The sequence below is a fragment of the Streptomyces sp. NPDC002835 genome (genome assembly GCF_053591995.1).
This window is the reverse complement of sequence record NZ_JBSFUW010000004.1, coordinates 48,733-68,837: the sequence shown is the minus strand read 5'-3', so window position 1 is coordinate 68,837 and position 20,105 is coordinate 48,733. Positions and strand designations below refer to the sequence as shown.

General features: G+C 69.7%; 19 protein-coding genes. 12 read left to right on the top strand and 7 right to left on the bottom strand.

All coding sequences use genetic code 11. The features are described from left to right. The first annotated feature begins 78 nt into the window (after positions 1–78). Positions 79–405, top strand: coding sequence for a cold-shock protein (locus tag ACWD01_RS05920; protein WP_451158513.1), 327 nt, complete (start codon positions 79–81; stop codon positions 403–405). A 167-nt stretch (positions 406–572) separates the two neighbouring features. On the opposite strand, the gene ACWD01_RS05915 is transcribed toward ACWD01_RS05920, so the two are convergent. Then, positions 573–1,847 carry a glycosyltransferase gene (locus ACWD01_RS05915; protein ID WP_451158511.1) on the bottom strand — a complete coding sequence of 425 codons (1,275 nt, stop codon included), beginning with the start codon at positions 1,845–1,847 and terminating at the stop codon, positions 573–575. Continuing rightward, on the bottom strand, positions 1,844–2,428 hold the full coding sequence (locus tag ACWD01_RS05910; protein ID WP_451158509.1) for a tetratricopeptide repeat protein: 585 nt from the start codon (positions 2,426–2,428) through the stop codon (positions 1,844–1,846). The genes ACWD01_RS05915 and ACWD01_RS05910 overlap by 4 nt, the downstream gene beginning before the upstream one ends. Before the next feature lie 879 nt (positions 2,429–3,307). Here ACWD01_RS05910 and ACWD01_RS05905 point away from each other — a divergent pair. Further along, complete coding sequence (locus tag ACWD01_RS05905; protein WP_451158507.1) at positions 3,308–3,556, top strand: chaplin; 249 nt, start codon at positions 3,308–3,310, stop codon at positions 3,554–3,556. 163 nt (positions 3,557–3,719) lie between these two features. Here ACWD01_RS05905 and ACWD01_RS05900 read toward each other — a convergent pair whose 3' ends face one another. Next, a complete protein-coding gene (locus tag ACWD01_RS05900) occupies positions 3,720–4,220 on the bottom strand; it encodes a DUF5949 family protein (protein WP_451158505.1) in 501 nt (166 codons plus the stop codon). A 963-nt stretch (positions 4,221–5,183) separates the two neighbouring features. Between ACWD01_RS05900 and ACWD01_RS05895 the strand changes: the two genes are divergently transcribed. Further along, positions 5,184–5,483, top strand: a complete 300-nt coding sequence (locus tag ACWD01_RS05895; protein WP_451158503.1) for a hypothetical protein — start codon at positions 5,184–5,186, stop codon at positions 5,481–5,483. Positions 5,484–6,195: 712 nt separating this feature from the next. Here the strand turns inward: ACWD01_RS05895 and ACWD01_RS05890 are convergent. Continuing rightward, positions 6,196–6,840: a vitamin K epoxide reductase family protein gene (locus ACWD01_RS05890; RefSeq protein WP_451158501.1), complete on the bottom strand. Its 645-nt coding sequence runs from the start codon at positions 6,838–6,840 to the stop codon at positions 6,196–6,198. Between the two features lie 230 nt (positions 6,841–7,070). On the opposite strand from ACWD01_RS05890, the gene ACWD01_RS05885 reads away from it, so the two are divergent. Then, positions 7,071–7,481 carry a rodlin gene (locus tag ACWD01_RS05885; protein WP_451158499.1) on the top strand — a complete coding sequence of 137 codons (411 nt, stop codon included), beginning with the start codon at positions 7,071–7,073 and terminating at the stop codon, positions 7,479–7,481. A 283-nt stretch (positions 7,482–7,764) separates the two neighbouring features. Beyond that, positions 7,765–7,998, top strand: a complete 234-nt coding sequence (locus ACWD01_RS05880) for a chaplin (protein WP_451158497.1) — start codon at positions 7,765–7,767, stop codon at positions 7,996–7,998. Positions 7,999–8,087: 89 nt separating this feature from the next. On the opposite strand, the gene ACWD01_RS05875 is transcribed toward ACWD01_RS05880, so the two are convergent. Beyond that, positions 8,088–8,879 (bottom strand): putative protein N(5)-glutamine methyltransferase, encoded by a 792-nt coding sequence (locus ACWD01_RS05875; protein ID WP_451158495.1) that lies wholly within the window; start codon positions 8,877–8,879, stop codon positions 8,088–8,090. 360 nt (positions 8,880–9,239) lie between these two features. On the opposite strand from ACWD01_RS05875, the gene ACWD01_RS05870 reads away from it, so the two are divergent. From ACWD01_RS05870 to ACWD01_RS05845, 6 genes are all read left to right on the top strand, one after another. Next, the gene (locus ACWD01_RS05870) at positions 9,240–10,451 is read left to right on the top strand and encodes a pyridoxal phosphate-dependent aminotransferase (protein WP_451158493.1); all 1,212 of its coding nucleotides are present in this window, start codon (positions 9,240–9,242) and stop codon (positions 10,449–10,451) included. Between the two features lie 101 nt (positions 10,452–10,552). Beyond that, a complete protein-coding gene (locus ACWD01_RS05865) occupies positions 10,553–10,939 on the top strand; it encodes an SCO4983 family protein (RefSeq protein ID WP_451158491.1) in 387 nt (128 codons plus the stop codon). Positions 10,940–11,108: 169 nt separating this feature from the next. After that, the gene (locus ACWD01_RS05860) at positions 11,109–12,230 is read left to right on the top strand and encodes a hypothetical protein (RefSeq protein ID WP_451158489.1); all 1,122 of its coding nucleotides are present in this window, start codon (positions 11,109–11,111) and stop codon (positions 12,228–12,230) included. Continuing rightward, the gene (locus ACWD01_RS05855) at positions 12,227–13,063 is read left to right on the top strand and encodes a toxic anion resistance protein (RefSeq protein WP_451158487.1); all 837 of its coding nucleotides are present in this window, start codon (positions 12,227–12,229) and stop codon (positions 13,061–13,063) included. The genes ACWD01_RS05860 and ACWD01_RS05855 overlap by 4 nt, the downstream gene beginning before the upstream one ends. After that, positions 13,060–14,649 (top strand): substrate-binding and vWA domain-containing protein, encoded by a 1,590-nt coding sequence (locus ACWD01_RS05850; RefSeq protein ID WP_451158485.1) that lies wholly within the window; start codon positions 13,060–13,062, stop codon positions 14,647–14,649. Before ACWD01_RS05855 ends, ACWD01_RS05850 begins: the two co-directional genes overlap by 4 nt. Continuing rightward, a complete protein-coding gene (locus ACWD01_RS05845) occupies positions 14,636–15,274 on the top strand; it encodes a hypothetical protein (protein ID WP_451158483.1) in 639 nt (212 codons plus the stop codon). Before ACWD01_RS05850 ends, ACWD01_RS05845 begins: the two co-directional genes overlap by 14 nt. A gap of 62 nt (positions 15,275–15,336) precedes the next feature. Here the strand turns inward: ACWD01_RS05845 and ACWD01_RS05840 are convergent, their stop codons facing one another. Together ACWD01_RS05840 and ACWD01_RS05835 are read right to left on the bottom strand one after the other, a co-directional pair. After that, positions 15,337–17,073 carry an Ig-like domain repeat protein gene (locus tag ACWD01_RS05840; protein ID WP_451158481.1) on the bottom strand — a complete coding sequence of 579 codons (1,737 nt, stop codon included), beginning with the start codon at positions 17,071–17,073 and terminating at the stop codon, positions 15,337–15,339. Between the two features lie 214 nt (positions 17,074–17,287). Then, positions 17,288–19,141, bottom strand: coding sequence for a phosphoenolpyruvate carboxykinase (GTP) (locus ACWD01_RS05835; protein WP_451158479.1), 1,854 nt, complete (start codon positions 19,139–19,141; stop codon positions 17,288–17,290). A 207-nt stretch (positions 19,142–19,348) separates the two neighbouring features. On the opposite strand from ACWD01_RS05835, the gene trhA reads away from it, so the two are divergent. Then, a complete protein-coding gene (gene trhA / locus ACWD01_RS05830; protein WP_451158477.1) occupies positions 19,349–20,017 on the top strand; it encodes a PAQR family membrane homeostasis protein TrhA in 669 nt (222 codons plus the stop codon). Positions 20,018–20,105 lie beyond the last annotated feature (88 nt).

Genomic DNA, 20,105 nt, shown 5'->3' with positions numbered 1-20,105 from the left:
TGTCGATGACGGTGCGTCGACATCGCCGGCGAGCTGCCGCGTGGTTCCCGGCCCAAATCACGTTCGCTCGCATGGGGGATGTCGCCGGTCTACGCGAACCGCAAGGCTCTGACCTGCAGTCCTGTGTTCACATCCGGCTGCTTGAAAGGGGTTGAGGGCGTGCCAAGGGGAACTGTGAAGTGGTTCGGCCCGGACGAGGGGTACGGCGTCATCGTGAGGGACGGCGGGGAGCCGGACGCCGTTGTGCAGTTGTCTGCCATCCAGGTGTGCTGTCGCGCCCGTGGACTGATGGCGGGCGACGGGGTCAGCTTCGACGTCATTGCAGACTCGGACGGGATCCGGGCTGAGAACGTCCGCCGGACAGACGCTGGTTGCCGGGCATCGCGAGTGGGTGACTCTCCATGAGTGGTGACCCACCTGGCGTGAGCAGGTGGGACGGTGGTGCTGACGCATCGTGCAGGTCGTGACAGCAACCGATCCCGCTCGCTGCTGCGCCCCGCCCCGTCCGGAAGGAAGGCGCCCGGCAGGAGCTGACAGCCCGCCGGGCGCCTTGCCGAGATTCCGGGGCAGCCTCAGACCCGCAGCGGTCCGCCGCACCGCGCGGCGCCCTCCTTCACCGCGATGAGGTTCGCCACGACGTAGGAGATGTTGTTCTTGGAGTGCCAGTCGGTCGGGTAGTAGGTGACCAGCCGTGAATTCTGGAACCGGGCCTGGATCTCGGGCACGAAGGTCCGGTACTGGTTGTCCGTGTAGTACCAGAAGGAGTTCTCGTTGTAGAAGGCGACGTGCGTCGGATCCTGGTATGCGCCACGGCCGTCGGCGCTGGGGGTCATGGTGAGAAGCATGCCCCCGGGCGCCAGCAGCCGGTACAGCTCGTTGATCAGCGGCACCTTCGCGGGTACGTGCTCCAGGAAGTCCACCGCCCGCATCAGACCGACGGAGTTGTCGGGCAGGTCCAACTTCCCCGGCAGGGTCGCGACGATGTCGACGCCCTCTCCCGGATACTGGTCCACCCCCAGGTAGCCGGGCGGCTTCCGGTGGGCCGCGCCGAGGTCCAGCGCGTACAGTCCGCGGCGCTGGGTCCAGGCCAGGGCGTTGGCCTCGACGTACTTGTCGTAAAGGGCGACCGTCTCACGCTGGATGTGCGCGTTGACCTCAGGATCGCGCTGTGTGTTCGCGGGGTGGATCCGCTGGAGGTACAGGCAGCGAGGGATGTGGTGGAAGTCGCCGGCCTGGAAGAGGCGGCACATCAGGTCCTGGTCGTCGAGGACCGTACGGGTGGCGTCGTATCCGCCGACCTTTTCGTAGACGTCCTTGCGGAACGCCCGCACGTGGTTGGGCGCGTACCAGATGTACGAGACGTTGTGCGGCGTCGGAGCCATGGACATTGCTTGCATCAGCCGCCGGCCGTCGACGTCCACATCTTCGTAGTGCCAGCCGTGCGCCTCGTTGAAGCGGGTCTCGTCGCGCTTACCGTCCTCGGTGATCTGGGCGGTGTTGCTGTAGACGAAAACAGCGTCGGGATGAGCGTCGAATGCCTCGGCGAGTTCCGCCAGGCACCCCTTCGTCAGCAGATCGTCGTGGTCGAGTTCTACGAGGATCTCACCACGCGCCAGTTCACAGGCCCTGCGCTTGGCCGCCCCGACGCCGTGGATTTCGTCCGCGATCTCCACGCGGACACGCTCATCGGGGCGCTCCGGCCGCCACCGGGCGCCGTTGTTGAGCAGGACGATCCACTCCCAGTCCGCGCAGGTCTGCGCCTGCAGGGACGCGAGGCACTCATCGAGGAATCGCGGCCTGTGGGTCGGAGTGAAGACGGAGAACCTCGGTGTCGCGGTAGACGTCATCTGGTGGCACCTGCTTGACTCGTTGACGGTGATGGGCTTACGGAATCCTGGAAGGATTCCGGAACGAGAGAGTGCAGCTCGGGATCGATCGCAACGGCACGACGGAATGCGTCCTCGGCCTCGTCGTCGCGACCTTTCTTCGCCAGGACCCGCCCGAGGCGCAGGTAGGCCGTGGATGCCTTCGGGTCGGCGGCGACAGCACGCTTCAGGAGCGCGACAGCCTGGTCGGGATCGCTCGACTCGACCAGCACTGCCTCATTGAAGAGGGCAGACGCATAAGTCGGATCGATCTTCAATGCCTTGTCATAGGCCTCACGGGCATCAGCCGTCCTGCCGTCACGCTGTGCGATGACACCCAGGTTGTACCAGGCCAGTTTGTTGTCCGGATCCAGCTCCAGAGCGCGCCTGAAGGTGCGGGCCGCCCCAGAGAAGTCCTGGTACTGCGACTGCACAAGGCCGGCCTGAACAAGCGCCTGCGCCTCCGAAGCGGCGTGGGTCGCTGACTTGCCCTCGGATTCCGGGTTCGCGGTCGGCTGGGAAAGAACCGCCCATGCCGTTACCCCAACGGCGACCATCACCATTACGGCGAACCCTGTCCACAAACGACTACGTTTCACTTGGTCACATCTCATGGAGTTGGTGTGGGAAGGCGTGGATCCGGCCGATGCCAGGTGGCTGACATGAGGCTTTGAGAGCGGCGCCGAAGAAACCGGAGTCCGAACCCCCTTCATTGTCACCAAAGTTAGAGGTGACAGTTAGGACATCACCCGGTTGTCGGGCACTTGGGCCACACATACCACCCGAACGTACGCATCAGAGCACAGCTCGCAGAGGCCGATGTCGCGAATCCCCGGAAACCACAAGGTGCTTGGGCGAGATTTCGTTTCATTCGTCCGCTGATAATCCAGCATCGTGATCGCTCGGGGTCGATATGGTCGTGGTCGAATGCCAATCCGATGAGCCTACGGTGAAATCGGCCGGGGCCACGGCCAGTTCACCCGGCCCAGGCGTGCGGCCAGGTCCGCAAGTCCCCCGATGTACTGTCGGCTACGTCCGAAGGACGCTTACTCGTCCCGCAACCATGTTGCCGACGCACGGGGTTGACGGAGGACCAGCGCGCTCGCTCCCCTGGACTGCCCTCCGAAGTCCGGAGGCCTCTGTCGCGGTGCCGCACACGCCCACGGCCCGGCGACCGAGATGCTGCCCATTTCTACTTTCAGGGCCACGCTCGCCATGAACTGCTGGGTCCTCGGCGACGAGGGCCTGCACGCCGCCGGTCGATGCAACCCTCGACGTTGTTCCTGCTCGGTCCCGTCCGACCGCTTCCCGCGCAGGGTGTCGAGGAAATCGTTGGTGTGTGACTTTGCGGTGATCCGTTACCGGCGTCCGGTTTCCGCGTTGAGCGGGACGTCAAGGCCGCAACACCTGCGGCCGCCTCTTCGTCTTGCAAGGAGAAGTTGATGTCGCGTATCGCGAAGGCCGCCGCCGTCGTCGCCGGCACGGGTGCCATCCTCGTCGGCGGTGCCGGCATGGCCGCCGCCGACGCCGGAGCGCTCGGTACGGCCGCCGGTTCCCCGGGTGTCCTCTCGGGCAACGCCGCCCAGGTTCCCGTCCACGTGCCGGCCAACCTCTGCGGCAACACGGTGGACGTCGTCGGGCTGCTCAACCCGGTCTTCGGCAACGGGTGCACCATCTCCGACGGCGCCTGAGCACCGGACGGCGGATGAACGCTGCGGCCTCCCCTGCACCACGCAGAGGAGGCCGCAGTCCGTAGGTGTGCGGGCCGCACAAGAGGGGGCCGGCCGGCGATTCCCGGCCCCTGCGACCTGAACCGGACGTAGCCGACGGCTGCGTACGGGGCCGTCAGCGCTGTCAGCGTCGGAGCTGGGACACCGGCAGCAGCACGTGGGCGGTGGCGTTGAGCGCGTCCTCGTCGCCGAGGTGTGCCTGCAGAGTCTCCTCGGTGACGGGTACGCCGGGCTTCGCCTCCGGCCACGCGCGTCCGGAGATCATGAAGTGCACATGGCCCCGCCGTTCGGCGGCTGCCAGCCACTCGGCGGGGACGCGGCACTGGGCGTTCAGATAGCTCATGTTGACGACGGCCTGCCCACCCTGGACGAGCAGCTGGATCGGGGAGGCGCCTTCGCCGGTGTGGTCGTGCATGACGTCACCCGTGGTGAGACCGAGCTCTTCGATCATCGCCAGGGAGGCGGCGGCCGCCGCCTTGCCTCCGCCGGTGCCGTCACCGAGGAAGTATGCGATCAGATACGGCGTGTCGTGGCCCTGGGCCGGGTCACCGGTCCAGCCGAGCAGGGCGACGGTACCCAACTCGGCTCGGTCGACGGTCGTTTTGGGGGGTTTGGCAGTGGTCATGGCTCGGCACCTTAGTGCCCTGCCACCTCTCGGCCACTGCTCCGTTCACCTGCCCGGGTGAACGGGCTCCGGTCCGGGCCCTCACTGGGGTCGGCGGCGTTCGACGGTTCCGACGGTGCAGTGCAGGCCGTACGGGGCAGGCGCCGTGTGGCCTCTCGAACGCCCGTCGGCAGTCACCGTGCTCGCCGACTACCAACGCCCGTACGGCGAAAGGCGAACCGAAAATGTTCGCCGAAGCGGTTGCCGCCGGCGTCGCAGTGTCGCCGACACCTGCGGCGGGCTCACCGCGCTGGGCGACGGGCTCGAAAGGCCGTTCCTCCCGTACCCCAGCGCCCACGCGTGGCAGTGACCTCCGGTACCGCGTGCGCGTTGACCGCGGCATGGCAAGGACTATCGCACCGGCTCGTTGGCAGCGTGTGCAGACGAGAACGGATCCCGCACCGTCGGCAGCGCCACCCGACAGCAGCCCGATCTACGACCAGCTGACACGCGAGTGGGCGGCCGCGGGCCGGACCATGCCCGGTCGGCCGGACGGGGAGTGGACACGGCTCGTCCTGTTCCCTCCCCCGTCGGTGGAGGAACAGCAGGTCCGCCCTACTCCCCCACCACCGCGCCGGGGCTGGCTCCACGACCGGCACATCGCGTGGCCCCCGTCCGACCCCGGGCACCGACCGCTGCCGGCCACGGTCAACCGCCCTGGCGCCGACGGGTCATGGCCGGACAACGCCTGATGCCACCGGTCGACGAGCGAGGGAGTACAGCGTCCCGCCCGGCAAGGCGGCGAGGAGTGCGGCGCCTGGACGGTGGCCGACCTGCGGGAAAGCCGTCCGTGGCCCCGGCGAAACGAGCCACTGCATCGTTTCCTGCGCATGACAGACACGAGAGCGAGAGGGTTTCCCGTACGAGCACGGCTCGTTACGCCTGTCGACGGCGGGGAACACCGCCGGGAGAGGAATACGAAACATGAAGTACTCGAGGGCCGCTGTCATCCTTGCCGGTTCCGCGGCAGCGCTGGGAGCGGCCGCTCCCGCGTTCGCCGCCGACTCGGCGGGCATGCCCCCCATGAGCCTGAACGGCGGTCTCGGCGAGGTCGTCTCCTCCGCCCCGCAGTTGGAGGACGGCACCCACGCCGTGACCGCCGTCGGCCAGGCGGGCGAGGTCGCCACCGGCCTGAACGACGTCAGGGGCAAAGTACCCGAGCAGGTGCTGGAAACTGCCGCCGCGGCCACCCCCATGCTGGGCGGTCTCTCGCTCGGCGGCTGATCCGCACCCTGCCCGCGACGCATCGTGATCGGCCGAGCAGTACGGGCCCTGTGACACAGAGCCGCCGGAGGGGGCCGCGACGTGCGTCGAGAACTCCACCCGGGCCAAGGGTGACGAGCCCCTGTCGCACAGAGCAGGAGCCCCGGAGCCGTGAGGCTGTCGGGGCTCCTTTGTGAGCTGCCCAGAGTTTCGTAGAGTCCGGTGATCTTGTTTCGGGCGGACTGGGGTGCTTGTTCCTGGCTCTGCCGGAAGACGCGTTCGTACTCGGCGGTCGGTACGTGGTCGGGTGCGAAGTGGAGACGTTCGTCGTTGCACACCAGGTGATCCACTGGAAGATCGTCCGTTCGACCTGGTCGACGTCCTTCCAGGGGCCCTGCACATCAGCTCCTCGTCGTGGAGCCGACGGGCCGACTTCGGCCGCTTCCTGCGGGCGAAGTACGTCGACGGCGACAGCTGAAGCACACGGCAGACGGACTCGACCCCGAGACCTCTGTGACGCAGGTGGTCCATCGCCTGCTCGGCCTCGTCCGGGGACGGTCGATCTCCTGGGCAAGAGACCGAGGCAGCTTTGAGGATCTCGTTCGCCCGCCTCAACTGCGCGACCTCTTGGCAAAGTTGCCTCAGTTCGTCCTGCTCAGCGGTCGTCAGCCGATCGTTGCGCTCGCCGCGGTCCTCCGGGTTACGCGCGCGTCGGCGCTCACGTACGCAAGGATCAGCCGGTCCAGAAATCCCACCAGCGGGTCAGTACCAGCACGCCGATGATCCCGATGTGCAGCACGGGGAGCACCCAGGTGAACTCGCCGAAGAAGCCTCGCAGCACGGCCGGGGCGGGCAGGATGCCGTTGCGGACGTTGTGCGAGGTCACATACCAGAGCATGATGATCGTGGCGACCCACGCCAGCGAGCACCACAGGCAGAGCGCGTTGATCTCGTACAGCGACTGGTGCTGCAGCCAAGTACAGAAGACGACGCCGCACCCCGTGCCGGCGTTCACGCCGAGCCAGAACCACCTCCGGTAGCGCGCTCCCGCGAGCAGCGCCACTCCGATCGCGATCACCATGCTGTAGGCGACGAGTCCCAGCATCGGGTTGGGGAAGCCGAAGACGGCCGCCTGTTCGCTCTTCATGATGTTGCCGCACGAAACCACGGGGTTGAGGCTGCAGCCCGGCGTGAAGCCCGGGTCCTCCAACAGCTTGAACTTGTCGATCGTGAGGACCCACGCCGCCAGTAGTCCTGCTGCACCGGTGGCCACCAGCATCCAGGCGAAGGCCCGACCCGCGCCGACCGCGTCCCGGCCGGGTTCCCTGACGGCCCGCCGCCTCCCTCCCTGCTCGGCGGACAGATATCCGGTAGACATAATTGTCATATTTAGTTCACCGCTCGTTCGGTCGGATTGATTCGCCTATTGTGCCGCAACGGAAAGCAGCCCCCGGGCGGAGAATACATTCGCCAAAACGGGTGAACACAACACGCCAATGCCACATCGGCGACGTGCGGCATTCGAGTGAACAGCCGAAACCAAACCCCCGGGGTTCCGTTGACCAGACTGCACCGCGTTCGCGCGTTCAAACGAAAAGGAACAAGTAAGTGATCAAGAAGATTCTGAAGACGGCCATGGTCACCGCTTCGATGGTGGGCGCCGGCGCGGCGATGGCCCCGCAGGCTCTGGCTGTCGGCGACGACCAGAGCACCACCACCGCAAGTGGGGTCGGCGCCATGCAGCAATACGGCAACTCTGCCACCTACGGCACCATGAGCCCGCAGATGAGCCTGATCCAGGGCTCGCTCAACAAGCCCTGCCTCGGCCTGCCCGCCAAGGCCAACCTCGGCTCCCTCGTCGGCGTCGTTCCGGTGGCCGTCGAGGACATCCCGGTCCTGTCGGCCCCGCAGAACCAGCAGTGCGTCGAGAACTCCACCCAGGCCAAGGGCGACGAGCCCCTGTCGCACATCCTCAGCGACATCCCGGTCCTCTCGGGGAACGGCGCCTCCACCCGCTGATCACCGGGCCGAAGGGCTGCCGCCGTCCGCGTCGCGGACGGCGGCAGCTTCGTGCCGCAAGGGACTCTCGGAACCGGGGATTCCCTCTGCGGATTCCGCGCATCGGTTCGACCAGTTACCACGATGCATACGAGTGACTTTTCGAACCGGTAGTCGCGCGGCGGTTTCCCAGCGGGAACCGATTCGTTACTAGTTATGGGGAGGCGCATGTCTGCATGGCTGAAATGCAGCTTCGCGACACGAAGGCCGTACCGCGTACAGCGCCCCTTCTGAAAGGATCAAAATGAAGTACACAAAGGCTGCAGCCGTTGCCGCCGGTCTCGTCGTGGCGCTCGGCGGCGCCGCGCCCGCCATGGCCGACGCGGGCGCCGAGGGCATTGCCACCGGTTCCGCGGGTGTCCTGTCCGGCAATGTCATCCAGCTGCCGGTCAGCGTTCCGCTGAACCTCACCGGTAACTCGTTGAACGTGCTGGGTCTGCTGAACCCGGTGAGCGGCAATACCTCCATCACCGGCTGACACTCCGTGCGGCGCCCCTCGGGCGCGGTGACGGAACGGCCCCGGGGAGCGATCGCTCCCCGGGGCCGTTCCGCTGTTCGCCTTCTCGGCTATTCGGGCCTGGTCCCGATCACCACAGTGGCGTCCAACTCGTCGTGAACAGTGATGCGGGTGCGGAGACCGTGATCGGCGAAAGCGGCAACGGTTCGCGGGGCCTGCCGCTCGCTCGTCTCGATGAGCAGCGCACCGCCGGGCGCGAGCCACCGCCGGGCCTGGGCGGTCACCCGCCGCTGGATGGCGAGCCCGTCACCGCCGCCGTCCAGGGCGACCAGCGGCTCGTGGTCGCGTGCCTCCGGGGGGAGCAGCCCGATCTCGCCGCTCGGCACGTACGGAGCGTTGGCGATGAGCACGTCGACGCGGCCGGCCAGCCGGCCGGGCAGCGGTGCGTAGAGGTCGCCCTCGTACACCCGGCCGCCGACCGGCTCCACATTGCGGCGGGCACAGCGGACGGCGGCCGGCTCGATGTCGGCGGCGTGCAGCTCACCGGCCCCGAGGGCGTGGAGCACCGCCGTGCCCAGGGCTCCGGAGCCGCAGCACAGGTCGACGACGACGGGGCGGGGCGGGGCGAGCGCGAGGGCCCGGTCGACGAGGAACTCGCTGCGGCGGCGGGGGACGAAGACGCCGGGGTCGACGGACACCCGGCGGCCGTGGAACTCGGCCCAGCCGAGGACATGTTCCAGCGGGAGGCCGATGACGCGCCGCTCGACCATGGCAGCGAGTTCGCCGTGGTCGCGGGCGGCGGAGACCAGGAGGTCCGCCTCGTCCTCCGCGAAGACGCAGCCCGCCGAACGCAGGGCGGAGACGACGGAGGAGTGGGACGGGTACAGCTCGGAGACCGACATGAAAGCCTTTCGGGGCACCAACGAGGGCGCCCTCGCGGTCACCTGTGCCGGTGGACCGTACGGCTGTCGGATGAGAGCGCCCAGCCTGCTGTAGCGGGAATGGGTCTCACCTCCTCGGTCACGAAGGCAGCGTCCCGGACCACCGGGAGCACTGCTCGGGCGAGCAACAGTACCGCACGTGACGAGGGCAACACCCGTGTCCGCGGCCGCCGGTTTCACAGGCGGCGGGTGCTCCTCGCTGCGGTTTCGAAGGGGCGGGGGCACCGCCACCCCGGAAAGCACAAAGCGGACATTCGCACTGTGCCCCGGGCTGCCGGAAATACGGAGCGATCATCCTGACGCGCCCGTAAGCTCACGGACATGCAGGTGATCCAGTCCACGAAGCTCGCAAACGTCTGTTACGAAATCCGGGGCCCGGTCCTCGAGGAGGCGATGCGGCTGGAGGCAGCAGGTCACCGCATCCTCAAGCTCAACACCGGCAATCCGGCCGCCTTCGGGTTCGAGTCCCCGCCGGAGATCCTCGAGGACGTCCTCCGCAACCTCAGCACCGCCCACGGCTACGGGGACGCGAAGGGGCTGCTGTCCGCTCGGCGTGCGGTGATGCAGCACTACCAGACCAAGGGGATCGAGCTCGGCGTCGAGGACATCTATCTGGGCAACGGCGTCTCCGAGCTGATCCAGATGTCGATGCAGGCGCTGCTCGACGACGGCGACGAGGTCCTCGTGCCGGCCCCGGACTACCCGTTGTGGACGGCGTCGGTCTCGCTGTCCGGCGGCACGGCCGTGCACTACCGGTGCGACGAGCAGTCCGACTGGATGCCCGATCTGGCGGACATCGAGCGCAAGATCACCGACCGCACCAAGGCGATGGTGATCATCAACCCCAACAATCCGACCGGCGCCGTCTACGACGACGAGATGCTGCGCAGCCTCACCGAGATCGCCCGCCGTCACAATCTGGTGGTCTGCTCGGACGAGATCTACGACAAGATCCTCTACGACGGCGCCACGCACACCCCCACCGCCGCGATCGCCCCGGACCTGATGGTCCTCACCTTCAACGGGCTGTCCAAGAACTACCGGGTGGCCGGCTACCGCTCCGGCTGGATGGCGGTCTGCGGCCCCAAGGCGCACGCCTCCTCCTACATCGAGGGCCTGACGATCCTGGCCAACATGCGCCTGTGCGCCAACATGCCCTCGCAGCACGCGGTGGCCACGGCGCTGGGCGGCCGGCAGTCGATCGAGGACCTGGTGCTGCCGGGCGGGCGGATCCTGGAGCAGCGGGACGTGGCGTACGACCTGCTGACGCAGATCCCCGGTGTGACGTGTGTGAAGCCGAAGGGCGCGCTGTATCTCTTCCCGCGGCTCGATCCCAAGGTCTACAAGATCAAGGACGACCGGCAGATGGTGCTGGACCTGCTGCGGGCCGAGAAGATCATGGTCGTGCACGGCACGGGCTTCAACTGGCCGGAGCCCGACCACTTCCGGATCGTGACGCTGCCGACGGCGAAGGACCTGGCGGACGCCGTGACGCGGATCGGCACGTTCCTCGACGGATACGGCCAGCCGTAGCCATACCCCCCGCCCGGCACCGGCACTTTCCTGACCAGACTCAACTTTAGACTGAATCCAATGTAGGATGGTCTCCTGACCGTGAGCAGGAGGCCATCCCCATGTACGAGCCGATCCGCACCAAGTCGGTCCACTCGATGGCCGACGAGGCGCAGTACCCGCACCGCACCCGCGAGGAGGAGCTGGACATCCAGCTCGCGGGCCATCTCGCCGCGCTGCTGGCCGTGACCGACGAGCTCGGGCTGGACCGGGCGGCCGAGGCCATCGCCGAGCAGGTCTCCCGGCTGCGCGGCACCCCGCCCGCCCGTCACGCGAGGCTCAGCGACGCCGACCCGGCAGCCCTGCACCGGCGCGCCCACGCACTCGCCGGCCGCGCCCTGGTCGTCGCCGCCTCGCGCGCCGACACCGCCGCCGCGATCCTGTCCGCCGAGCGGATGGACGCGCACACCGCCGCGCTGAAGGACCAGCAACTGGTCGGCGCCCCCTGACCGCCCCGGTTCACGGGCCGGGGAGGCGCGTGGACCGGGGCCACCAGAGCGACACCCCGTAGACGCGCGGGCCGGCCCGCCCGGCTCGGCGCCGCGGCGGACATGGCCGGTTCCGGTTGCATACCGGGATCGGCCATTCACCTTCCGTACATCGGACGCCGCCCGGATTGTGGGTTTCCGCGAGCAGGCTGCCCCTGTGAGACGCATCGTGGGAATCGTCCTGGCGGTGCTGCTGATCGGCGGCGTGGCATACGCCGTCGTCGCAGGCCGCGAAGGTCAGGACCAGGGCACGGCGACGAAGACCGTGCAGGGAGTCATCGGGTCGGAGAAGGCCGAGTTCTTCGCCGACCCGTCGGTGGTGGAGGCCCTCGCCACCCATGGGTTCACCGTGCGGACGGAGACGTCCGGATCCTGGGCCATGGACGAACAGGCCCTGCGGGGCAAGGACTTCGCCTTTCCGTCGTCCAAGGCGCCGGCGGACGCGCTGCGGCCCGACCCGGCGGTCACGGGCGGGCCGATCCGGCCCTTCTACTCGCCGCTGGTCGTCGTCGCGCACAGCGCCGCCGCGCGGGTGCTCGCGGACAACGGGCTCGCCACGCTGACCGGGGCCTCGACCGGGACGCTGCGCATGGACCCGTATCTGAAGGCCGCGGCCGACGACCGGACCTGGCAGCAGCTCAAGGGGTCCGCCGAGCACGCCGAGCTGTCCGGGACCGTGTTCATCACCAGCACCGATCCGGTCACCTCCAACTCGGGCGCGCTCTACCTGGCCGCAGCCTCGTACGTCGCGGAGGGCGGAAAGGTCGTCGCGGACGACGCCGGCATCAAGCGCACGACGCCGCTGCTGCGCAAGCTGATCAGGGTGCAGGGCGCCCAGCAGACCAGCAGCGACGCGCCGTTCCGCGACTTCATCAGCGGGGTCGGCAATCCGCTGGTCCTCGTGTACGAGTCGCAGGTGGCCTCGCTGCTGCTGCAACAGCAGCAGGACGTGGGCGACCTGGTGGTCCTCTACCCGGACACCACCGTCTCCAGCGACCACACGCTGGTGCCGCTCACCGAGGAGGGCCGCGCGGTCGGCGAACTGCTGCGCACCGACCCGCGGTTGCGCCAACTCGCCGTCCGCCACGGTTTCCGGCCGCAGGGGGCGGCCGCCGAGTTCACCGCCGCGACGGCCGACCGCACCGACCACCTCAACCAGAAACTCACCGGCGTGCGCCAGGCACCCGTGCCGACCGCCGCCGTGCTGACCACGATGGCCGGGCTGGCCCGGTCCCAGGGGGATGCCGGATGACCGCACAGCACAGCGCCTCGGACACGTTCGTCCTCGCCCCGCCGGAACCGGTCGCGCCGGTCAGGGCCGAGCAGGCGTCCGGGATTGTGCCGCTCGACCCCTCGATGCACGCCGAGACGGCGCGCCGGACGTCCGAGTACGTCGAGTCCTTCGCCGGACTCGACGCCCGCTCCCCCGAGTTCGCGAGGCGCCTCGGCGAGATCGCGTCGCTCGGCGCCGCCGACCTGCGCGGCGCGGCCCAGCAGTCCAACCGGATGCTGGACAGGGCCGTCCGCTCGCCGGCGGCCGGCGGCGAGGACGCCCAGGCCCGGGTCGGCTCCGCACTCGCCGAACTGCGCCGCACCGTCGAGGACCTGGACCCGCGCGACGCTCCGGGCAAGGGGGCCCGGCGGCTGCTGTCCAGGCTGCCCGGCGGCAACCGGTTCCGCGACCACGTCGCCGAGTACGCCACCTCGCAGGCGGCCCTCAGCAGGATCGTGGGCTCGCTCCGCGGCGGCCAGGACGAACTGCGCCGCGACAACGCCGCGCTGCACACCGAGCGCCCGCGGCTGTGGGAGACGATGGGCAAGCTCCAGGAGTACGCGGTGCTCACCGAGGAGCTCGACGCGGCGGTGGGGACACGTATCGCCGCCGACCCGGCGGTGGGCGTGGAGACCCTGCGCACGGCGTTCCGGCAGATCCACGAGACGCTGGACGCCATCGACACCTACCGGGCGCGGGCGACCGAGTCCATGGCGGCGACCGTCGACTCGCTGGCCGGGGAACTGCGCACCGCGAGCGCCCATCTGGAGCGCACGCGTGCGACGGGCGCGCTCGACGGCGGTGCGGCATGAGGGCCGCGGCCCGGCGCGCGGGACGGCTCGGCGCCGCCCTGGCCGCCGTCGTCGCCGTGCTGGCCGGCTGCTCGGGCGGTGGCCCGCAGGACCGCTCACGCGAGGACGACGGGACCGCGCTGCCGGACACCACACTGCGCGTTCTCGCCTCCAGCGAGCTCGAGGACATGGGCCCCGTCCTCGAGGCCGCCCGGAAGGCGACCGGCATCGAGGTCAGGACCACCTGGAGCGGCACCCTCGACGCCGTCGAGCGGATCGCGTCCGGCGAGGCCGACGGGACGTACGACGCCGTGTGGCTGTCGTCGAACGACTATCTGCGGCTGCGGCCCGGGATCGAGCAGCGGCTCAGCTCGGAGACGCCGATCATGGCCTCGCCCGTCGCCTTCGGCGTACGGACGGAGGCCGTGCGGCGGCTCGGGTGGCGCGCGGAGGACGTCACCTGGACGCAGATCCACCGCGCGGTCGCCGACGGCGAGCTCACCTACGGGATGACCGATCCGGTCCGCTCCAACTCCGGTTTCTCCGCGCTGATCTCCGTGGCCTCCGGGCTCTCCGGGGCGCAGTCGGCGCTGACCGACGCGGACGTGCGCGCCGCGACGCCGAAGCTGACCGGGTTCTTCGCCGGCCAGCGGCTGACCTCCGGCTCCTCCGGCTGGCTGGCCTCCGCGTACACCCGCCGGGGCGATGTCGACGCGCTCGTCAACTACGAGTCGGTGCTGCTGTCCATGAACCGGGACAGCGATGCGGGGCTCACCGTCGTGCGGCCCACGGACGGGGTGGTGACCGCCGACTATCCGTTCACCCTGCTGTCGTCCGCGTCCGAGGCGCGGCGCGCGGCCGGCCGGGAGCTGACCGGGTATCTGCGCAGCCCGGAGGCCCAGCGGGCGATCACCGAGCGCACCCTGCGGCGGCCCGTCGTCGCCGGTGTGCGGCCCGCGGGCGAGCTGGCGGCCGGTGTCCGGCGGGAGCTGCCCTTCCCCGGCAGCCGCTCGGTCGCGGACGGCCTGCTGGACGCCTACGACAACCGGCTGCGGCGCCCGTCGCGGACCGTGTACGTGCTGGACACCTCGGGGTCCATGAGCGGGGAGCGTCTGGAGCGGCTGCGGGCCGCCCTGACGGAGCTGACCGAGGACTTCAGGGACCGGGAGGAGGTGACGCTGATGCCGTTCGGCTCCTCCGTGAAGCGGGTACGCACCCACACCGTCGACCCGGCCGACCCGGACGCCGCCCTGCGCGCCATCCGCTCGGACGCGGCCGCCCTCACCGCCGGCGGCGACACGGCCGTCTACAGCAGCCTGCGGGAGGCGTACGAGCACCTCGGTCGGGCCGATGTGTCGAGGGCGTTCACCTCCGTGGTCCTGATGACGGACGGGGAGAACACCACGGGCGCGTCCGCGCGGGACTTCGAGGACTTCTACCGCTCGCTGCCGCAGGGTCGGCGCGACACCCCGGTCTTCACCGTCCTGTTCGGCGACTCCGACCGCGCGGCGCTGGAGAACATCGCCGAGCTCACCGGCGGTCGGCTCTTCGACGCGCGGACGGGTTCGCTGGACGGCGCGTTCGAGGAGATCCGTGGCTACCAGTGACCGGGTGCTGCGCCGGCTGGAGTCGCGCAAGAAGCTGACGGGCAGCGCGCTCGGCGTCGGCGGGCTCGCCCTCGCCCTCACCGGACTGGCGGGCGCCTACTGGCCGTTCGTGATCGGCGGGCTGTACGCCGCCGGTGTGCTGATCGCGCCGCCCGAGCGGCCGGCGGTCCCGGACTTCCCCGGGCCCGCCGGGCAGTTGGACGCGCTGCGCGGCGACCTGGCCACGCTGCGGCGGTATCTGGCGTCCGTGGAGCTGCCGCCGGCATCGGCCCGCCTGCTCGAAGAGCTGACGGACCTGCCGGCGGCGCTGCTGGAGCCCGGCGTGCCGGCCGAGGCGGTGGCACGGGATCCCGAGGGGATGCACGTCCTGGCGCGGGCGATCCGGCAGGACGTCCCGGAGTCGGTGGACGCCTGCGTACTGACCCGCTGGTGGTCCCGGCTCGCGGCCGGGGCGCAGCCGCCGGAGCGGCATCCGGAGCGTCAGCTCGGGGTGCTGCACGCGGAGGCGGTCGCGGAGGCGGTCGCGGAGGCGGTCGCGCTGCCGGCCGCCCTGCGCGAGACGGAGTCCCGCCGCCAGGAGTCGCACACCCGCTGTCTCGAGGAGCGGGGCGGCGGACCGGCGTGACACGGAGGAGGTCCCCGGAACCCTGCGGCTTCGGGGACCTCGCCCGTCTCTCCGGGTGGCGCTCAGCGCCGGACGTAGACCGTCGCGGAGGCGGTGCTGCCGCTGTGCAGGGCGTCGCCCCCGTACGACACCGTGTACGTCACATCGCGGCGGGCCCGGGGCAGGTCGCGGACCGTGAACGTCCCGTCGGCGGCGACCGGGACGGACGACAGGCTGCCGGTGCCGAGCCGGTCGGTGCGCTCGACGGAGAGCGTGACGCCGGCGGGCAGCGGGCGGCCCTGCACCGTGAGCCGGCCGGTGATCTCCACCCCGGTGCTCATGGACGCCTCCTCGGGCGCGGTGAGCGCGAGCGCCGTCGGGGCCTTGGCGACGTCGACGGCGATCGTGACGTCCTGGGCCGGGCGGTGCGTGATGTCGCCGAGGTAGGACACCGTGTAGGTGGCGCTGCCCACGGCGTCCGGTACGTCGAGGACGGTGAAGGTGCCGTCGGCGGCCACGTCCGCGGCGGCGAGCGTGCGGGTGCCGTCGGCGGTGGTGCGTACGGCGGTCACCCGGACCGGGTCGGTGGGCGCGGGGCCGTCGAGTTCGAGACGGCCGCGGATGCCGAGCGGTTCGCCGACGACGGCCTGGGACGGGGTCTGCGTCAGCGACCCGCCGAAGCGGGAGTCGTACTGGGCGGCCGGGGGCCGCACGATGTGCAGCCAGAAGGCGTTGCCGTTCGCGTTGGTGGTGACGGCGAACAGGCGGGAGCCGTCCCGCGACCACTCCAGACCACGGGGCACGATCCGGTCGCCGTCGAGGTCGCCCTCGAAGACGAACTCCATGGCCGTCGTGCCGTTCGCCGGGTCGGCCGGCTGGATCAGCAGGTCGGGGGTGCTGCCCGTGGCCGAGGCGCCGCGCGCCACGTACGTCCCGTCGCCGCTGAAGGCGACGGCGGACGACGTGGCGCCGGCCGGCAGCGGCTGGTAGGCGGTGCCGGTGTCGCTCAGGTCGCCGGAGTCCAGCAGGCGGGTGCCGTACGCGGCGTCGGCGACGGCGAGGCGGGCGCCGTCCGCGCTGACGGCGAGGTCCTTCAGGTCCAGCGCGCCGTTGCCCTCGGCGTCCGCGAAGCGGCGGGAGTCGCCGCGCACGGGGGTGTCGCCGGTGGTGTCGAAGGAGGTGAGGAACGGGTCGGGCGAGACCGGTCCCTTGGCCTGGCCCATGAACAGCCGGCCGGCCGCCCCGTCACCGGTCGCAAGCAGCAGCTTGCCCGCGGCATTCCAGTTGGTGCGTACGTGCACCCCGCCCACCACCGAGTCCAGGTCGGTCCGGTTCTGGTCGCAGTAGGAGTCGTTGGACGCGGGGGTGGTGGTGTGCCAGCGTTTGGTTCCGGTGACCGCGAGCTCCCGGCCGCAGGAGTCCTGGTGGGCAGCGGTACGGCCGGTCTCCTGCAGGGTCAGGGTGTCGTAGGCGAAGACGCCCTCGCGCTGGCCCACGTACAGGGTGGAGCCGTCCTCGCTGAGCGCCAGCCCGGAGGCGCGGGTCGTCGTGGTGAACGAGCCGACCTTGTAGCCCTGGAAGTCGTAGGCGACGACGTTGCCGCCGTACTGGCTGTAGTAGTTCCGGTCGGAGACGAAGACCCGCCCGTTCACCGAGTCGACGACCAGGTCGGAGAACGACGAGAACGGCAGCTTGGCGACCACGTCGGACGGCTCTGCCGCGTGTGCGGCGGGCGCCGCGAGGAGGATGCCGCTGCCGCCGACCACGGCGGCCGCCACCATGGCGGCGACTCTTCGTCCGGCGTACTGATACGTGCTCAACTATGCCCCCCACAGGCTCAGTTCATCATTGAACATGAAGATCCCATGGAACATGTGAGCGAGCTGTGAGCACAAGACGCCGCGCCGGTGCATGCGGGGCAGCGTGCGGCCCCCGGAGCCTGAGGGGACTCCGGGGGCCGTCTTCACGTGGCGGATCGTTCGTGACCCCACAGGTCAGGGCGGATGTCGGGCGACCCGCCACGGGCCTTGCGGGTCAGCCGAGACGCGACACCAGGGCGCGGTACTCGTCCCACAGCTCCTTCGGCGTGTGGTCGCCGAAGGTGTTGAGGTGCTCGGGGACCAGGGCGGCCTCCTCGCGCCAGACCTCGGCGTCGACCTTGAGCAGGTAGTCGAGGTCCGCGGCCGGCAGGTCCAGGCCCTCGGTGTCGAGCGCGTCCCGCGTCGGCACGATGCCGATCGGGGTCTCCACCCCCTCCGCCTTGCCCTCGAGGCGCTCCACGATCCACTTCAGGACGCGACTGTTCTCGCCGAAGCCCGGCCAGACGAACTTGCCGGCCTCGTTCTTGCGGAACCAGTTCACGTAGTAGATCTTGGGCAGCTTGGCGGCGTCGCCCTTGGACGTCGCGGCGGCGCCGACCTTGATCCAGTGGCCCATGTAGTCGCCCATGTTGTAGCCGCAGAACGGCAGCATGGCGAACGGGTCGCGGCGCAGCTCGCCGACCTTGCCCTCGGCGGCGGCGGTCTTCTCGGAGGCGACGTTCGCACCGAGGAAGACGCCGTGGTTCCAGTCGAAGGACTCGGTCACCAGCGGGACGGCCGAGGCGCGGCGGCCACCGAAGAGGATCGCCGAGATCGGCACGCCCTTGGGGTCCTCCCACTCGGGCGCGATGATCGGGCACTGCGAGGCGGGCACGGTGAAGCGGGCGTTGGGGTGGGCGGCCGGGGTCTCGGAGTCCGGCGTCCAGTCGTTGCCCTTCCAGTCCGTGAGGTGCTTGGGCGACTCCTCGGTCATGCCCTCCCACCAGACGTCGCCGTCGTCGGTGAGCGCGACGTTGGTGAAGACGGCGTTGCCCCAGAGGGTCTTCATGGCGTTGGCGTTGGTGTGCTCGCCGGTGCCGGGCGCGACGCCGAAGAAGCCGGCCTCGGGGTTGATCGCGTAGAGCCGGCCGTCGTCACCGAAGCGCATCCAGGCGATGTCGTCGCCGATGGTCTCGACCGTCCAGCCGGAGATCGTGGGCTCCAGCATGGCCAGGTTGGTCTTGCCGCAGGCGGACGGGAAGGCGGCGGCCACGTACTTGGACTCGCCCTGCGGCGGGGTGAGCTTGAGGATCAGCATGTGCTCGGCCAGCCAGCCCTCGTCACGGGCCATGACGGAGGCGATGCGCAGCGCGTAGCACTTCTTGCCGAGCAGGGCGTTGCCGCCGTAGCCGGAGCCGTAGGACCAGATCTCACGGGTCTCGGGGAAGTGCGAGATGTACTTGGTGGAGTTGCACGGCCACGGGACGTCCTCCTGGCCCTCCTCCAGCGGCGCTCCCAGCGTGTGGACGGCCTTCACGAAGAAGCCGTCGGTGCCGAGCTCCTCGAGGACGGGCTGCCCCATGCGGGTCATGGTGCGCATGGACACGGCGACGTACGCGGAGTCGGTGATCTCGACGCCGATGGCGGACAGCGGAGAGCCGAGCGGGCCCATGCAGAAGGGCACGACGTACATCGTACGGCCCTTCATCGAGCCGCGGAAGATGCCCTTCTCGCCCGCGAAACTGTTTCCTTCTCCGGTAAAGATGGCCTTCATCTCCGCCGGGGCCTTCCAGTGGTTCGTCGGGCCGGCGTCCTCCTCCTTCTCGGAGCAGATGAAGGTGCGGTCCTCGACGCGGGCGACGTCGGTGGGGTCGGACGCGGCGTAGTACGAGTTGGGGCGCTTGATCGGGTCCAGTTTCTTGAACGTGCCCTTGGCCACCAGCTCCTCGGCCAGCCGCTCGTACTCGGCCTCCGAGCCGTCGCACCAGACGATGTCGTCCGGCTGCGTGATGGCTGCGATCTCATCGACCCAGGAGATCAGTTCCTGGTGCTGGGTGGGGACGCTGGGAGCCGCGATGTCGCGCGCCACGATCGCTCCTAAATGAGGGGTTTGTTGGTTTGTGCCCCGTGGGGGCTGCGACCCGGATGCTTCGTACCTACTTTTGGCTGGCGCTCATCCGGTGCCGACCGCACTCATCTGATCATCCGTGGCGAATGCCCATATGTCCAGAGCCCCTCTCACGTGAGCATGACCACTCCCCGCTGCGACCTACGGTCGCGTAGGTAGCATGCGGACATGGATGCAGCCAGGCCAGAAGTGACCGAGATCGACCCGACCCCGACGAAGCCGAGGCTGCGCGGCTGGCTGCACGCGGGCATGTTCCCCGCCGTGGTGATCGCCGGAATCGTCCTCACGGCACTCGCGGACTCGACCCGCGCCAAGATCGCGTGCGGCATCTACGTACTGACCGCGTGCCTGCTCTTCGGCGTGAGCGCGCTCTACCACCGCGGCAACTGGGGCCCCCGCGCCACGGCGGTGCTGCGCCGGCTGGACCACGCCAACATCTTCCTGATCATCGCGGGCACCTACACCCCGCTCACCCTGCTCCTGCTCCCCGACTCCACCGGGCGCGTCCTGCTCTGGGCGGTCTGGGCGGCGGCCGTGGCGGGCATCGCCTTCCGCGTCTTCTGGGTCGGCGCCCCGCGCTGGCTCTACACGCCCTGCTACATCGCCATGGGCTGGGCCGCGGTGTTCTTCCTGCCCGACTTCCTGCGCGAGGGCGGCATCGCGGTGCTGGTCCTGGTGGTCGTCGGCGGGCTGCTCTACAGCGCGGGCGGGGTGATCTACGGGATGAAGCGACCCAACCCGTCACCCCGCTGGTTCGGCTTCCACGAGGTGTTCCACTCCCTGACGCTCGCGGCGTTCATCGTCCACTACGTGGGGATCTCGATGGTGGCGTATTAGCACAACTGAGCCGGCCGCGGCCCGCTGACACAGAACCGAATATTGACGCCCACTCCCTTTTGAGAGTTACTGTCACTTGACATCAACT

Coding starts and splice junctions, on each gene's coding strand:
- ACWD01_RS05880 (WP_451158497.1), top strand. CDS start 7,765: ATGAAGTACACAAAGGCTGCAGCCGTTGCCGCCGGTCTCGTCGTGGCG.
- ACWD01_RS05900 (WP_451158505.1), bottom strand. CDS start 4,220: ATGACCACTGCCAAACCCCCCAAAACGACCGTCGACCGAGCCGAGTTG.
- ACWD01_RS05910 (WP_451158509.1), bottom strand. CDS start 2,428: ATGGTGATGGTCGCCGTTGGGGTAACGGCATGGGCGGTTCTTTCCCAG.
- ACWD01_RS05865 (WP_451158491.1), top strand. CDS start 10,553: ATGTACGAGCCGATCCGCACCAAGTCGGTCCACTCGATGGCCGACGAG.
- ACWD01_RS05875 (WP_451158495.1), bottom strand. CDS start 8,879: ATGTCGGTCTCCGAGCTGTACCCGTCCCACTCCTCCGTCGTCTCCGCC.
- ACWD01_RS05890 (WP_451158501.1), bottom strand. CDS start 6,840: ATGTCTACCGGATATCTGTCCGCCGAGCAGGGAGGGAGGCGGCGGGCC.
- ACWD01_RS05870 (WP_451158493.1), top strand. CDS start 9,240: ATGCAGGTGATCCAGTCCACGAAGCTCGCAAACGTCTGTTACGAAATC.
- ACWD01_RS05905 (WP_451158507.1), top strand. CDS start 3,308: ATGTCGCGTATCGCGAAGGCCGCCGCCGTCGTCGCCGGCACGGGTGCC.
- ACWD01_RS05855 (WP_451158487.1), top strand. CDS start 12,227: ATGACCGCACAGCACAGCGCCTCGGACACGTTCGTCCTCGCCCCGCCG.
- trhA (WP_451158477.1), top strand. CDS start 19,349: ATGGATGCAGCCAGGCCAGAAGTGACCGAGATCGACCCGACCCCGACG.
- ACWD01_RS05850 (WP_451158485.1), top strand. CDS start 13,060: ATGAGGGCCGCGGCCCGGCGCGCGGGACGGCTCGGCGCCGCCCTGGCC.
- ACWD01_RS05915 (WP_451158511.1), bottom strand. CDS start 1,847: ATGACGTCTACCGCGACACCGAGGTTCTCCGTCTTCACTCCGACCCAC.
- ACWD01_RS05895 (WP_451158503.1), top strand. CDS start 5,184: ATGAAGTACTCGAGGGCCGCTGTCATCCTTGCCGGTTCCGCGGCAGCG.
- ACWD01_RS05920 (WP_451158513.1), top strand. CDS start 79: ATGTCGCCGGTCTACGCGAACCGCAAGGCTCTGACCTGCAGTCCTGTG.